The sequence below is a fragment of the Nonomuraea salmonea genome, from assembly GCF_042428605.1.
GTDB classification, from domain to species: Bacteria; Actinomycetota; Actinomycetes; order Streptosporangiales; family Streptosporangiaceae; genus Nonomuraea; species Nonomuraea salmonea.
Genome location: NZ_JBHMCF010000011.1, coordinates 558,474 through 572,665 on the forward strand (window position 1 = coordinate 558,474; position 14,192 = coordinate 572,665).

Annotated in this window: 12 protein-coding genes and 1 riboswitch; of the genes, 8 read left to right on the forward strand and 4 right to left on the reverse strand. The window is 73.2% G+C overall.

The window, feature by feature from the left end; genetic code table 11:
- Positions 1–15 precede the first annotated feature (15 nt).
- The 3 genes from ACFFR3_RS12935 to ACFFR3_RS12945 all read left to right on the forward strand — a co-directional run bounded on the left by ACFFR3_RS12935 (position 16) and on the right by ACFFR3_RS12945 (position 4,469).
- Positions 16–2,052, forward strand: coding sequence for an N-acetylneuraminate synthase family protein (locus tag ACFFR3_RS12935; RefSeq protein ID WP_364366690.1), 2,037 nt, complete (start codon positions 16–18; stop codon positions 2,050–2,052).
- Positions 2,053–2,233: 181 nt separating this feature from the next.
- A complete protein-coding gene (locus tag ACFFR3_RS12940) occupies positions 2,234–3,214 on the forward strand; it encodes a glycosyltransferase family 2 protein (protein WP_379483178.1) in 981 nt (326 codons plus the stop codon).
- Position 3,215: 1 nt separating this feature from the next.
- Positions 3,216–4,469 carry a polysialyltransferase family glycosyltransferase gene (locus tag ACFFR3_RS12945; RefSeq protein WP_345402212.1) on the forward strand — a complete coding sequence of 418 codons (1,254 nt, stop codon included), beginning with the start codon at positions 3,216–3,218 and terminating at the stop codon, positions 4,467–4,469.
- On the opposite strand, the gene ACFFR3_RS12950 is transcribed toward ACFFR3_RS12945, so the two are convergent.
- Both ACFFR3_RS12950 and ACFFR3_RS12955 read right to left on the reverse strand, forming a co-directional pair.
- A complete protein-coding gene (locus ACFFR3_RS12950) occupies positions 4,453–5,628 on the reverse strand; it encodes a DUF6716 putative glycosyltransferase (protein WP_364366684.1) in 1,176 nt (391 codons plus the stop codon). The two genes, ACFFR3_RS12945 and ACFFR3_RS12950, sit on opposite strands and share 17 nt — an antisense overlap.
- A complete protein-coding gene (locus ACFFR3_RS12955) occupies positions 5,625–6,569 on the reverse strand; it encodes a hypothetical protein (protein WP_379483179.1) in 945 nt (314 codons plus the stop codon). Before ACFFR3_RS12955 ends, ACFFR3_RS12950 begins: the two co-directional genes overlap by 4 nt.
- 93 nt (positions 6,570–6,662) lie before the next feature.
- Here ACFFR3_RS12955 and ACFFR3_RS12960 point away from each other — a divergent pair, with 93 nt between their 5' ends.
- From ACFFR3_RS12960 to ACFFR3_RS12970, 3 genes are all read left to right on the forward strand, one after another.
- Complete coding sequence (locus tag ACFFR3_RS12960) at positions 6,663–7,478, forward strand: aldo/keto reductase (protein WP_345402199.1); 816 nt, start codon at positions 6,663–6,665, stop codon at positions 7,476–7,478.
- Positions 7,479–7,560: 82 nt separating this feature from the next.
- The gene (locus ACFFR3_RS12965; RefSeq protein WP_345402197.1) at positions 7,561–8,514 is read left to right on the forward strand and encodes a Gfo/Idh/MocA family protein; all 954 of its coding nucleotides are present in this window, start codon (positions 7,561–7,563) and stop codon (positions 8,512–8,514) included.
- 117 nt (positions 8,515–8,631) lie between these two features.
- Positions 8,632–8,768, forward strand: a riboswitch (cyclic di-AMP (ydaO/yuaA leader).
- A 12-nt stretch (positions 8,769–8,780) separates the two neighbouring features.
- The gene (locus ACFFR3_RS12970) at positions 8,781–9,479 is read left to right on the forward strand and encodes a CHAP domain-containing protein (protein ID WP_345402194.1); all 699 of its coding nucleotides are present in this window, start codon (positions 8,781–8,783) and stop codon (positions 9,477–9,479) included.
- A gap of 63 nt (positions 9,480–9,542) precedes the next feature.
- Here ACFFR3_RS12970 and ACFFR3_RS12975 read toward each other — a convergent pair whose 3' ends face one another.
- Positions 9,543–11,294 (reverse strand): ATP-binding cassette domain-containing protein, encoded by a 1,752-nt coding sequence (locus ACFFR3_RS12975; RefSeq protein ID WP_379483180.1) that lies wholly within the window; start codon positions 11,292–11,294, stop codon positions 9,543–9,545.
- Positions 11,291–13,006 (reverse strand): ATP-binding cassette domain-containing protein, encoded by a 1,716-nt coding sequence (locus ACFFR3_RS12980; RefSeq protein ID WP_379483181.1) that lies wholly within the window; start codon positions 13,004–13,006, stop codon positions 11,291–11,293. Before ACFFR3_RS12980 ends, ACFFR3_RS12975 begins: the two co-directional genes overlap by 4 nt.
- Positions 13,007–13,078: 72 nt before the next feature.
- Between ACFFR3_RS12980 and ACFFR3_RS12985 the strand changes: the two genes are divergently transcribed.
- Positions 13,079–13,627: a type II toxin-antitoxin system Phd/YefM family antitoxin gene (locus ACFFR3_RS12985; RefSeq protein ID WP_345402187.1), complete on the forward strand. Its 549-nt coding sequence runs from the start codon at positions 13,079–13,081 to the stop codon at positions 13,625–13,627.
- Between the two features lie 98 nt (positions 13,628–13,725).
- Positions 13,726–14,166, forward strand: a complete 441-nt coding sequence (locus ACFFR3_RS12990; RefSeq protein ID WP_364366669.1) for a YciI family protein — start codon at positions 13,726–13,728, stop codon at positions 14,164–14,166.
- The last annotated feature ends 26 nt before the right edge of the window (positions 14,167–14,192 follow it).

The window sequence follows — 14,192 nt, forward strand, 5'->3', positions numbered from 1 at the left end:
CACTGAGGAGTCACCTTGCGAGTCCTGGCCGTAGTTCCCGCCCGCGGAGGTTCGGCGGGCGTACCCCTGAAGAACCTCGCCCTGGTCGGGGGCGTTCCGCTGGTCACCAGGGCGGTGCGGGCCTGCCTGCGCGCCGAGTCGATCGACCAGGTGGTGGTGAGCACCGACCACGAGGGGATCGCCGAGACCGCCCGCCAGGCGGGGGCGGTCGTGGTGGAGCGGCCCGCCGAGCTGAGCGGCGCCACCGCCTCCAGCGAGTCGGCGGTGCTGCACGCGCTCGACGCGCTCGGCGCCGAGCCCGAGGTGGTGGTGCTCGTGCAGTGCACGAGCGCGTTCATCGACCCCGCCGACCTGTCGGCGGCGGTGCGCAGGGTGCTGGACGGCGAGGCCGACTCGGTCGTGTCCGGGCTGCCCACGCACGAGTTCCTGTGGACGGCCGCGGGCTCCGGCGTCAACCACGACCCGGCCGTACGGCCACGGCGGCAGGACCGCGAGCCGCAGTTCCGCGAGAACGGCGCCTTCTACGTCATGCGCACCGCCGGCCTGCGCGAGCACGGCCACCGCTTCTTCGGCACGGTCGCCGTGCAGCCGGTGCCGGCCCGGCACGCCATCGAGGTCGACGACCCCGAGGACCTGGAGCTGGTACGCGCGCTCGCGCCGTTCATCGACCGGCCCGAGCCGATCGACGTGGACTGCGTCATCACCGACTTCGACGGCGTGCACACCGACGACCGTGCCTACGTCGACTCCGACGGCCGCGAGATGGTGCTGGTCAGCCGCTCCGACGGGATGGGCGTCTCGCTGCTGAAGCGGTCGGGGGTGAAGGTGCTGGTCATGTCCACCGAACAGAACCCGGTCGTGGCCGCCCGCGCCCGCAAGCTGGGCGTGCCGGTGCTGCAGGGCCTGGCCGACAAGCGCACGGTGCTGCGCGACTGGCTGAGCATCGAGGGCCTCGACCCGGCGCGGGTGGCGTACGTCGGCAACGACGTCAACGACCTCGGCCCGATGGCGGAGGTCGGCTGGCCGATCGCCACCCCCGACGCGCACCCGAGGGTGCGCGCCGCCGCCCGCGTCGTGCTGACCAGGCCCGGCGGGTCGGGCGCGGTGCGCGAGCTGTGCGACAGGGTGGTGGCCGCCCGGCCTGAGCCGCCCGCCGCCGAGGCGCGCGTCAGGCCGCACTTCGGGCCCGTCGCGATCGGGGACGTGCTGGTCGGCGACGGCGAGCCGGTGTACGTGATCGGCGAGATCGGCATCAACCACAACGGCGACCTCGACCTGGCCAGGCGACTCATCGACGTGGCCGCCGACGCCGGGTGCCAGGCGGTCAAGTTCCAGAAGCGGACCCCGGCGATCTGCGTGCCCGAGGAGCAGAAGGGGCAGATCCGGCAGACGCCGTGGGGCGAGATGACGTACCTGGAGTACAAGGAGCGCACCGAGTTCGGGCGCGACGAGTACGCGCAGATCGCGAAGCACTGCGCTGAGCGGGGGCTGCACTGGTTCGCCTCGCCGTGGGACGTGCCGTCGGTGGAGTTCCTGGAGGAGATGGACGTCCTGGTGCACAAGGTGGCCTCGGCCGGCGTGGCCGACCACGAGCTGCTGCGGGCGCTCGCGGCCACCGGCAAGCCGGTCATCCTGTCGACCGGCATGTCCACGCTGGCGGAGATCGACGCGGCCGTGGAGATCCTCGGCACCGAGAAGCTGATCATGATGCACGCGACGTCCACGTACCCGCTGCCGCCCGAGGAGGCGAACCTGCGCACGATCACCACGCTCAAGGAGCGGTACGGCGTGCCGGTCGGCTACTCGGGGCACGAGCGCGGCCTGCAGATCTCGCTGGCGGCGGTCACGCTGGGCGCGGTCTGCGTGGAGCGGCACATCACGCTCGACCGGACGATGTGGGGCTCCGACCACGCCGCCTCGCTGGAGCCGGCCGGGCTGGAGCACCTGGTCCGCGACATTCGCATCATCGAGCAGGCCATGGGCGACGGCGTCAAGCGCGTCTTCCCCGGCGAGGAGGCCCCCAAGGCCCGCCTGCGCCGCGTAACCGTCTGACCCGGCACCCGTCCGAGACGGATGCCGTCCGACACGGGTGCCGTCCCAGACGGGTGCCGTCCCAGACGGGTGCCGTCCCAGACGGGTGCCGTCCCAGACGGGTGCCGTCCCAGACGGGTGCCGTCCCAGACCCCGAACCGACGGCCACCCCCTCCCACCCCCCAGCAGGAGACCAGCCGCTTTGATCACGCTCTCGGTCGTCGTGCCGGTGCGGGACGGTGAGCGCTTCATCGCCGACGCGCTCACGTCCCTGTGCCGCAACGCCGCACCCGGCTTCGAGTTCATCGTCGTGGACGACGGCTCCGTGGACGCCACGGCGGACGTCGTCGCCGGCTTCGCCGACGACCTGCCGGGCCTGACCGTGCTGCGCAACCCGGAGCCGCTGGGCCTCGCGGACGCGCGGAACGCGGGCCTGGCTGCGGCGACCGGCCGGTACGTCACGTTCATGGACGGCGACGACTGGCTGGCCCCCGGCCACCTGGCCCGGCTCGTCGCCGCGATCGACGGGCTCGGCTGCGACTTCGTCCGCACCGATCACGTGCAGGCGGAGGGCCGCAAGCGGGTCGTGCACCGCGCCCCGCTGGCGCGGCGGGGCGCGGTGCTCGACCCCCGCGAGGCGATCCTGCCCGCGGGGGTGCGCACGATGGTCGACTACCCGTACGCCTGGGCGGGCGTCTACCGGCGCTCGCTGGGCGACCTGCTGCACTTCCCCGGCTCGCTGCACACCGCGGAGGACCGGCCGTGGATCTGGCGGCTGCACCGCGAGGCCGCCTCGTTCGCGGTGGTGCCGCTGGCCGGCCTGTTCTACCGGCGCCTGGTGCCGGGCTCGCTCACGCAGGTGGGCGACGAGCGCCAGCTGCACTTCTTCGACGCCTTCGAGCTGGTGCTGAAGGACCTGGAGCCGGAGTTCCTGCCCAAGGCGGTGCGCAACTTCTGCGCGCTGCTGGCCCACCACCTGAACATCGGCGACCGGTTCATGCCCGAGCTGCGCGCCCGCTTCGAGGAGCGCGGCAGGGACATGCTGCGCACGCTGCCGCAGGAGCAGGTGTCCGAGGCGCTGGCGGGCATGCCGGCCGAGCGCGAGGCCGTCCTGCGGGCCCTGCTGCCCGATCTGGCGCCCGGGACGCGTTTCCGGGTCCGCCGCGACCACGAGGAGCTGTGACGTGCGGGTCTTCTACGCCTCGACGCTGTTCGGCGCCATGTCGCTGGCGGCGGCCATCGACGACGGCCGCTTCGGCGACGGCCGCAGGCTGCTGATCGTCTCCACGAACGCGGCCGTGCCCGAGGTGGCGACGCCTCTGGACGAGACGCCCGGCTTCGCCGCCTTGCGCTCCCGCTTCGACGAGGTGCGCTCGTGGAACGAGCTGATCGCGCCGCTGCACCCGTCGGACTGGCGGGCCCGCGTCATCGAGGTGCCGATGCTGGAGCGCCTCATCCGCGCCCACTGGGGCCTGGACGGCGTGACGGAGCTGGTGCTGGAGTCGATCGCGGTGCCGCCCGCGCGGACGATCGCCGGGCTGGTGCGCGACTGCCCGATCACCGTCTACTCCGACGGGCTGATGAGCTACGGCCCCACCCGCGACCCGCTGCCCGCCGAGATCTTCCGCCGCGTCACCCGGCTGCTCCACCTCGACCTGGTGCCGGGCCTGACGCCGCTGCTGCTCAGCGAGTACGGCGTCGCCCCCGAGACCCTGCCCGCCGAGCGTTTCCTCGCGATCGTGGACGAGGTCGCCGCCGCCACCCCGCCCCCGCCGGCAGGCCGGGCGGTCGTCCTCGGCCAGTACCTGTCGGCGCTGGAGATCGTCACGCCCGAGGAGGAGGCCGCGCTGCACGAGACGATGCTGAAGGCGCTGGCCGCCCGCGGCCACACCTCCGTCGTCTTCAAGCCGCACCCGGCCGCCGGGCGCCGGCACGCTCAGCTGCTGCGGGCCGCCGCGGGACCGGCGGGCGTGCGGCTGGAGGTGGCCGGGGAGGGCGTGCCGGCCGAGGCGTGCTTCGCGGCGCTGCGGCCCGAGCTGGTCGTGGGCTGCTTCTCCACGGCCCTGGTGACCGCGTGGCGCTACTACGGGCTGCCGGTGGCCTCGTACGGCACGGAGCTGGTCCTGGAGCGGCTGACCCCGTACGAGAACAGCAACCGCGTGCCCGCCACCATCGTGGACGCGCTGCTGCCGCGCCTGTCGGCGGACGGCGGCGTCGAGCAGCCGCCGGAGACGGACCTGCCGGCGCTGGTGCGCGCGGTGGGCTACTGCATGCAGGCCGACGCCTACCCCGGGCTGCGGCCCGAGGGCGTCGCGCTCGACCCGCGCTACTTCAAGCGCCGCCGCCTGGAGGCCCTCGGCCTGGCCGAACCGCCCCCCGCGGCGGCCCGGCCAGGCACGCTCACCCGCATCCGCAGGAAGATCAGGTCAGCGCTCTGAGGTAGCGGCGCACGCGGCGCTTGGCGCGGTACCCCACCCGCAGCATCTTGGGCGGCACCTCCACGCGGAGCCTCGCCCTGCGCCGCGCCGCCGCGTGCTCGGGCCCGTCGAGCAGCGACCGCGCGGGCGTGTCTGGCCCCGCCTCCACGAGAGCGGCCAGCCGCCCGGCCCAGTCGTCGCGCTCGGCGGGGTGGAAGTAGTTGGCGGCGCACCAGGCGGGCGAGGCCGTACGGAAGCCGCCTTCGGCCAGCTCGTCCAGCGTGCCCAGCAGGTCGCTGCCCTCGAACACCAGGTTGATCATCTCGGCGCTGACCCCGAAGTCGCGCAGCACCAGCGACGGCACCCCCATCGCGATGGCCTCCAGCGCCGCCGTAGAGCTGACCGTGACGAACCCGGCCGCCCGCTCCAGCTGCTCCCGCATCGACCCGGCCGCGAACGTCAGCCGCCCCGGCTCCCCCATCTCGCGCCACAACCGCTGGTACGGCAGCCGCTCGTTGTGCGTCTGCCGCTCGCCGTCGAGGGCGCGCAGCTTGACCACGACCTCCAGGTCAGGCCGGTCGGCCGAAAGCGCGGCCAGCGACAGCAGGATCCGCTCGCGCTGCCGCCGCTCGCGCGGCACCTTGGCCTGGGTGGCGAACACCACCCGGTCGCCGCCGCCGGCGCCCCGCTGGGGCCGCAGGAACGGCAGCCTGGCCAGGCCCACCGCGCCACCGCCGCCGAGCCGGCCGGCGATCGCGGTGAACTCGGCCACCTCGCGCTCGCTGTGCACGACGAACAGGTCGCAGCCGCTGCGGAACGTCCACGCCTTCTCCGTGGCGGGCACGGAGATGCCGGGCAGCCCGGAGACGAAGACGGGCCGGGGCCGCAGGCCGTCGAGCACCTCGGCGACCAGCACGTCCACCACCGGGCCCGTACAGGCCACCAGGATCGCGTCGGGCCCGGTGCGCTCGGCCAGCCGCCGCAGCGACCGCGCCGACAGCACCGGCGGCACCGGCGGCACGGCCCGCTCCCCCACGGCGGCGGCGATCTGCTCGGGCGAGGGCGCGATCGGCGTGCGCACCACGACCAGGTCGGTCACGCAGCCGGGAGGCAGGTCGTCGAGCAGGCAGGCCGCCCATTTCAGATACGAGTCGGAGTCGGCGACGGCCAGCACTCTCACCCGGGAACTCCTGTCAAATGCGAGCGCAGGGCGGGCGCCGCCCTGCTGGTCCACCAGTCATCGGGTACATCCACGGGCTCGACGGCGACGCCGCGCGGGCCGAGCAGCACGCGCAGCGACGTGATCGCGGTCGAGGGCAGGCTGAGCACGCGCTGGCCCGCGTCGAGGCCGCGCAGCGTCAGCTCGGCCGGCACGCCGCCGTCGTGGACGGTGATGCCGGGACGCTCCCGGATCAGCGCGACGTCCACGGGGTCCTCGCGGCGGTGCGGGTAGTAGGCGAGCGGCTCGCGCGCGGCCAGGTCGGTCAGCCAGCGCAGGTAGTGGTCGCGGCGGACGAGGCCGTTGCGGACGAGCGAGGTGCCGAGCACGACCGTACGCTCGGCGGGGCCCTCGGAGCTGGGCGGCTGCGCGCGCAGCCAGGCGAAGTCGTGGCGGACGAGCTGCACGCCGGCTTCCCGTACGGCTTCGGCGAGCCGGTCGTCCACGGGCAGGGCGGTGAAGACCGACACCTCGCTCAGCCGCAGCCGCAGCGCGGCGGCCAGGCCGAGCACGGCACGCAGCCGTCCCCCCTCGGCGCGGGCCCGCAGCAGCGGCCGGTACGGCCCGGCGGCCAGCAGTTCGAGCAGCCGCAGCGTGGCCAGCCCGTCGTCCACCACGACGACGCGTCCCGGCCTGGACAGCAGCCAGCGCAGCTGCACCCGTCCCGAGAAGGCGTCGCCCACCGCCAGCGCGCGGCGCGGCATGCGCTCACGCGGCTCGGCCAGCTCCAGCCCGCCGGGCAGCGCCATCGAGCGCAGCTCGCGCCGGGTGGCCTTGAGCGGGCGCAGGCCGGCGCGCGGCACGACGGCCGTGGCCGGGCCGAGGAGCCCGGCGTGGTGGGCCTCGACGGCGCACAGCATCTGGAGCGGTGACTCCACCCAGGCCGACGCCTGTTCGACCACTCCTGCCCTCCCGGGTGATGGGCCGTTCACGACCGCTTCAAGCTAGCCCGCCCGGCTTAAGCCGCCAGGAACGCGGCGTGAACAATGGAGGGTATGAACTCGCTCATGCTCAACACGGACGGCGTGCAGATCCCGCAGCTCGGTTATGGCGTCTGGCAGGTACCTGCCGAGGAGGCCGAGCAGGCGGTCACGACCGCGTTCAAGGCCGGCTACCGGCACATCGACACGGCCGCCGCCTACGGCAACGAGGAGGGCGTGGGCCGCGCGGTGCGCAACAGCGGGCTGCCGAGGGAGAAGGTGTTCGTCACGACCAAGCTGGCCAACGGCGAGCACGCCCGCGCCGAGGCCGCCTTCGACGAGTCGCTGGCCCGGCTCGGCCTCGACTACGTCGACCTCTATCTCATCCACTGGCCGATGCCGGGGCAGGACAAGTACCTGCAGGCGTGGAGGGCCATGGAGAAGATCTACCGGGACGGCCGGGCCAAGGCCATCGGCGTCTCGAACTTCACCGTCGAGACGCTCACCAGGCTCATGGACGAGGCCGACATCGTCCCCGCCATCAACCAGATCGAGCTCCACCCCTACTTCCAGCAGCGGCAGATGCGCGAGTTCCACGAGGCCAACGGCATCCTCACCGAGGCGTGGAGCCCGCTGGGGCAGGGCAGGGGGCTGCTCGACGACCCGGCGCTGCGGGTGCTGGCCGACAAGCACTGCAAGACGCCGGCGCAGATCGTGCTGCGCTGGCACCTGCAGCTCGGGAACGTGGTGATCCCGAAGTCGGTGACGCCGGCGCGGATCGCCGAGAACATCGACGTCTTCGACTTCATCCTGGACGCCGAGGACCTGGCGGCCATCGGGGCGCTCAGCCGGGGGCAGCGGCTCGGGCCCGACCCGGACTCGTTCGAGTGACGGATGTGACAAAACGACATTCCTGATATTTCCGGCACCACCGACATAAGCCCATATTTGCCTTCCGTATACGATCGCCGGCGTGCGAGATTTCACTTGGGGAATAGCCGCCACCGGCGGCATCGCCCGTACCGTGGGTGCGGCGATCGTGGCGGAGCCCGGCATGCGGGTGGCCGCCGTGGGAAGCAGGAACCTGGCCAGGGCGCAGACCCTGGCGTCGGATTTGGGCGCCGAGTCGGCGTACGGGTCCTATGAGGAGCTGTGCGCCGACCCGGCGGTGGACGCGATCTACGTCGCCACCCCGCACGCCCAGCACCTGCAGGTCGCCGCCGCCGCCATCGCGGCGGGCAAGGCGGTGCTGTGCGAGAAGCCGCTGGCCGCGACCGTGGACGACGCGGAGAAGATGGTGCGGCTGGCCCGTGAGGCCGGGGTCTTCCTGATGGAGGCCATGTGGATGCGGTTCAACCCGCTCATCAGGCGCATCAAGGAGGATCCCCGCTTCGGGGAGATCCGGTCGGTCCAGGCGAGCTTCGGCTTCGCCCATCCGTACGACCCGGCGCACCGCCTGTGGGCTCCGGAGCTGGGCGGCGGCGCGCTGCTCGACCTCGGGATCTACCCGTTCGGGCTGGCCCAGCTCATCCTGGGCATGCCCACCGGCCTGCACGTCACCGGCTCCCTGGCCCCGAACGGCGTTGACGCGGAGGCGGCCGGCGTCTTGCGTTACCCCGGCGGGCGGCACGCTCTCGTGGCCACCTCATTGCTCGGGAATTACCCGAACGGGGCCAGTGTTGTAGGTACCCAGATGCGGGCGGACATCCAGGCACCGTTCTGGGCACCGCAGCGGATCGTCCTCTCCGGGCCGGCGATGGAGCCGGAAGAGCACGTGCTCGACCCGGCCGACAACGGTTACGCCGGAGAGCTCCGCGAAGTCCGCGCCGCCACGGCCGAAGGCAGGACCGAATCCTCGATCATGCCGCTTGACGAATCCCTTGCCATGATGGGGCTTCTGGCCGAGGCGCGCAGTCAGCTCGGCTGACTTTACTTTTATGGATTTGTAATCCTCTTGCCTCATGTATTACCTTATGGGGCATCTTGAGGCATACGTCCGGTTTGTCCGGCTATGTCAGACCATCGCACGACACATCACAGGATCGTCCTGTGACCGCTGAATCCGCCACGCGCGGAACCGGGGACCCATGTCCTTTGGGGTGAATCGGCACTTCGGTGCCGTAGGGCAGCTTCCACGCCCGAACCCGTCAGCTAACCCGGTAAGCGGCATGGAAGCAAGGAGTAACCCCCTCGATGGCCAAGCATCGTCTTACCGCTGTCTCGAAGAGCACCATCGCCCGCGCCGTCCTCGGCGCCGGCGTCCTGGCCTCGGCCTTCGGCGTCCCCGCCGCGGCCCACGCCGACACCTCCACCGCCGTCGCCGCGGCCACCGCCGCGAAGCACCCGGCCACCGCGCTCGCCGCCCACAAGGCGAGCGAGCGTGACGAAACCAAGATCACCGCCACCGCCGACCAGGTCCTGGCCGTCGCCAGGGCGCAGGTGGGCGTCTCCGAGAACGCCAGCGGCGGCGGGACCAAGTTCCAGCAGTGGTACGCCAACTCCCAGCGTGCCGCCGAAACCGTCGCCCGTGACGGCGGCAGCCGCGCCGCCTACCTGAACGCCGCCTGGTGCTCGATGTTCGTCTCCTGGGTCGGCGAGCAGACCGGCGCCCGCCCGCAGGTCGGCTGGGACGCCTGGACCGTCGCCCACGCCAAGTGGTTCGCCGCCAACCAGCGCTTCGGCCACGAGGCCAAGCCGGGTGCCGTGGTGTTCTTCTCCTGGAAGGGCGGCAAGTCCCTGAGCGACATCCAGCACGTGGGCTTCGTCGTCAAGGACAACCACGACGGCACCATCTCCACCATCGAAGGCAACACCGGCAACGGCAAGGTCGAAGAGCGGGTCCGGCCGAAGTCGCAGGTCGTCGGCTACGGCTACCCCGAGTACGCCGGCTGACCTTCCCTCACGTCCCTCTTCCTGACAGCGGAACGCGCGCCCCTTCCCGGGGGCGCGCGTTCGTCATGTCAGGAGATCGGCGTACGGCCCCGGGATCTGGCTGAGCCGGTCGTGGGTGCCGCACTGCACGATCCGGCCTTCGCCGAGGACGACGATCAGGTCCGCCATCCGCACGGTGGGGAAGCGGTGCGTGATCAGCAACGTGACGGCTCCCGGATGGCCCTTGGCCGCCTCGGCGTAGCGCGCGAAGACCGCGCTCTCGGCCGGTGCGTCCAGCGCGGCGGTCGGCTCGTCCAGCACCAGCAGCAACGGCTCCGTCCGCATCGACCCGCGAGCCAGGGCCAGCCGCTGCCACTGCCCGCCGGAGAGCCGTACACCGTGCTCGAACGTCTCCCCCAGCTCGGTCTCCAGTCCCTGAGGCAGCCCGGCGACCACCTGGCCGGCGTCGGCTCGTTCCAGCGCCCCCGCCACGGCCGCGGGGTCGCGCAGCTTGGGGAGATCCCCCACGCCGACCGTCTCGCCGGCCGTGAGCTCGAAGCGGACGTGATCCTGGAAGACCGCGCCGACCCTGGCCTGCCACGCGTCCTGCGCGAGGTCTCCGAGCGGGCGGCCGTCCACCAGGATCGTGCCACGCGACGGCCGATGCAGCCCGCACAGCAGCTTCACCAGCGTCGTCTTGCCCGACCCGTGCGTGCCGACCAGCGCGACCGTGGCGCCCGCGGGCAGGTGCAGGTCCAGATCGTGGAGCACCTCGCGGGACGTCCCCGGGTAGGTGAAGGAGAGCCCGGCCAGCGTGATGCCGCCGCGCAGCACCGGCGGCGGCGCTGCGGCGCCTCGATCCTGATGGCGGGCGGCCGCGTAGGCGCGGAGCCAGGCGAGGCGGGTGGCGGCGTGCCGGCCTGCGGCGGCCGAGCCGAGGTGGAAGGCGAGGCGGGCGGCCTGGGTGACGAACTGCACACCGACCGTGGCCACCAGCACCACGTCACCCGCCGTGGCCTGACCCCGGCCGGCCAGCCAGGCGGCGTGGGCGAGCGCGGCGACGTATCCCGCGAGGAACGTGGCCGAGCCCGCGAACGTCAGCAGGCCCGCCCGTAGCCGCGCCCTCCCGAGCTCGTCTGACACCGCGTCCCAGTGCCGTCCCGCCATCGCGTCCAGGACCTCTCCCGCGCCGCCGAGCCGCAGGTCCTTGGCCGCCCCTGCGGACGTGGCCGTCTCCGACAGGCTCAGCTCCAGGCGGGCGGTCTCGGCGGTGCTGGACGTGGCGGCGTCGATGCGGGCGGCGGCGCGGCCGCGTACCAGGAGTGAGGGCAGCACGGCGGCGCCCAGCAGGAGCGGGAGCAGCGGGTGCACGGCGGCGAGCAGCACCACGCCGAGCCCGATCTGCAGGGCGTGCTCGGCCACCAGGGCCAGTGCCCACACCGCGAAGTACAGCTCCCTGCTCTCCTCGCGCAGCGTGCGCAGCCTGTCCAGGTACGCGGGCCGCTCCAGATGCTCGATCGTGGGCAGGCTCGCCGTGAGCGCGAGGATCTCCTCCTGCACGGCCAGCCCCATCCGCTCGGCCAGCTCCTGCATCAGCGCCAGCTCGGCCCGGCCCAGCGCCACCCCTGCCGCCAGCGCCGCCCCCGCCGCCACGGCCTGGACGGCGGCCGGCCCGAGCAGGCCCCGCGTGGCGGCGTCGGTCAGTTCCCGCAGGAACACCCCGACCAGGCCGTGACTGACGGCGCCCGCGAGCAGGAACCCGGCGAGTACGACCACCGCGCGCCGATCGATCCGCCACGCCACCCGCACCAAGGCACCCAACGCGACTCCGGTCATGGGGCGCCTCCGGCGGTGAGAGTGGATTGGAGGGTGTACCAGCGGGCGTACCGGCCACCCAGGGCCATCAGGTGGTCGTGGTCGCCCTCCTCCGCGATGACGCCTCCGTCCAGGACCACGATGCGGTCGGCGCGGCGGACGGTGGCGAAGCGGTGGGAGACGAGCACCAGCGTGCGGCCCCTGGTGTGGTCGAGGAGCCGGTCGAAGACGTCGCGTTCGGCGCGGGCGTCGAGGTGGGCGGTGGGCTCGTCCACGATGAGGACGCGGCGTCCCGAGCGCAGGGCGTACACGGCTCGGGCGAGCGCCACCTTCTGCCACTGGCCGCCGGACAGGTCGCGGCCCCCGGTGAAGGCGCGCGACAGGGGCGTGTCGAGGCCGGCGGGGAGCGCGGCCACGAGGTTCAGCGCGTTCACCGCCTCCAGGGCGGCGAGCACGTCGGCATCGGTGCCGTCGCGGGCGGCGTCGCCGAGGCGGACGTTGTCGCGCAGCGGCAGCGGGTAACGCGCGAAGTCCTGGAAGACGACGGCGGCGGGGCCGGTGGTGACGGTGCCGGAGGACGGGGTGTAGAGGCCGGTGAGGAGCTTGACCAGGGTGGTCTTGCCGGCGCCGTTCAGCCCGACGACCGCCAGCCGCTCACCCGGGCGGACGTGCAGGGTCAGGTTCCGCAGGAGCGGGCTCGGGCGGTCGGGGTAGGCGAAGGTGACGCCGTCCAGTGCGAGCGCCTTGTCCCCTTCGTCGGCCGGTTCGTCGCTGGACGGCGGTGTGAGGAGGCGGAGGGTGGCCTGGAAGGGCGTGGTGCCGTGGCTGATCTCGAACATCTGGTGGCTGCCCGCCCCGTACGCGAAGACCAGCAGCGCCGCCAGCACGCACTGCGCCAGCGCCCCCGCCTCGAGCCGCCCTGCGGCGGTGTGCCAGGCGAGGACGGCGAACGCGCCGGAGGCCGAGAGCAGTTGCAGGCCGAGCACCGACGCGTAGCCGCGCACGACGGCCCGCCGCACCAGGGCCTGCGGTGCGAGGTAGGCAAGCATGGCGGCGGCGTAGCGTCCGGTGAAGAACGCCTGCAGCCCGAACACGCGCACCTCCTTGGCCGCGCCGAGCCCGCCCGCGACGTCGGCCAGGTAGTCGGCGCGGCGCCGCAGGAGCGCCTGCGCGGGGCCGCCCGCCAGTGACTCCACTCCCCCGGGCCCGACGAGCATGGCCGCGATGCGCCGGTTCTGGGCGAGGGCGAGCGCGAGGACGGCGGCGGCCGGCCAGCCGATGTGGACGACCAGGACGGCGGCCCCGAGCAGGGCCGAGACGAGCCGGCCCGCCTCGCCGACCACGGCCACCGCCGCCGTGCCGGGGGTGGCGCCCCGGTGGCCGTGCAGGGCGAGCCGCAGGTCACCCTGCACGTGGGCGGTCTCGAGCCGGGCGAGTGGCAGGGCGGCGGCGGCGGCGCGTACCCGGTGACGCAGCACCCCGTCGATCCGCCGCGCCACGGCGGCGCCTGCGGGCTCCAGCAGCGACGTGCAGAGCTCCTGGGCGAGCAGCACGAGCAGCAGGGCGACGAGCGGGCCTGCGCCGCCGTAGGTGACCAGCCGGTCGAGCGGGAACGTGCCGACCGGCCCGAGGACGGCCGCGCCCGTGACGGCCGGCGCGTAGGCCCCGAGGAGCCGCGGCCCGGCCAGGGGCAGCAGCCTAGTTAATCCAATGTTCTCACATCGGTTTGCCACATCCGGGACGGTAACCCGGTTCCGCCCAGCCGGTCAATTGCGGAAAGTTGTAAGGCGCCTTACCATTTGGCGATGATCCACGGTGAGCGGCCGTCGTACGACGAGATGGTGTCGATGCTGGGGGTGCCCTTCGCGGTCGAGGATGCCCGCGCCCGCTGGGGCAGGCTCGTGGAGGAGGCCAAGGACGGCAGGACCATCATGATCACCCGCGAGCGCTGGGAGTGGGCGGCCCTCGTGCCGCTCTCCAGGGTGGGCGGGGTGCTCACCGGCCTGCCGCTCGTGGGGCTGTCGACCGCGCGGTCCAAGCTGGGCGACCTCGTACGCCAGGTCGCCGACCCGTACGGCGAGCCCGTGCTGCTCGGCCGGCACCGCAAGCCGGTCGCCGGGCTGGTGGGCGCGCACGTCCTGCTCGGCAAGGACGCCCAGCAGGACCGCTCGGCCACCGCCGACGCCCTGCTGGTCGGCGGCCACACGATCACGCTGGCCCACGACCCGGCCGAGGGCCTCGTCCTGGCCGTCGCCCGTGACAGGGAGGGCAAAGAGGTCTCCGCCGGCGCCGGCCGCAACGCCCGCGAAGCCCTCCACGCCCTCACCACCCCACTGACCTGGCCGCAGACCTGACGTCCGGCGCCGCGAAGAAAAGTCGCGGGGCGTGTCGATCCGGGACGCAGCCGCTCGACGCGTTGCCGACAACGTTCGAAGAGACCCGAGGAGAACCGATGAAATTCATGATCGTGGGCAAGGCGAGCGCCGAGACCGAGGCGGGGGCGGTGCCCAGCCAGGAACTCGTGGACGGCATGCGCGCCTACAACGAGTCCCTGACCAAGGCGGGCGTGCTGCTGGCGGCCGAGGGCCTCTATCCCAGCTCGCACGGCGCCCAGATCTCCTACAGCGACGGCAAGGCGACCGTCATCGACGGGCCGTTCACCGAGGCCAAGGAGCTGATCGCGGGCTTCTGGCTGATCCAGGTCAAGTCGCGCGAGGAGGCCGTCGAGTGGGCGCTGCGCGTGCCGGTGCCGCCGGGCAACGACGGGGTCGGCCTGGAGGTGTGGCAGGTGTTCGACGGCTCTGACACGCCCGAGGGGACGATGTCGCCGGAACAGCAGGCATACGACGAGGCCCTGCGCGAGCGCCTGCTGGGAGACGAGCCTCGCCCTTGATCCGGGTTGCGCGGCCGTGGGGCTGA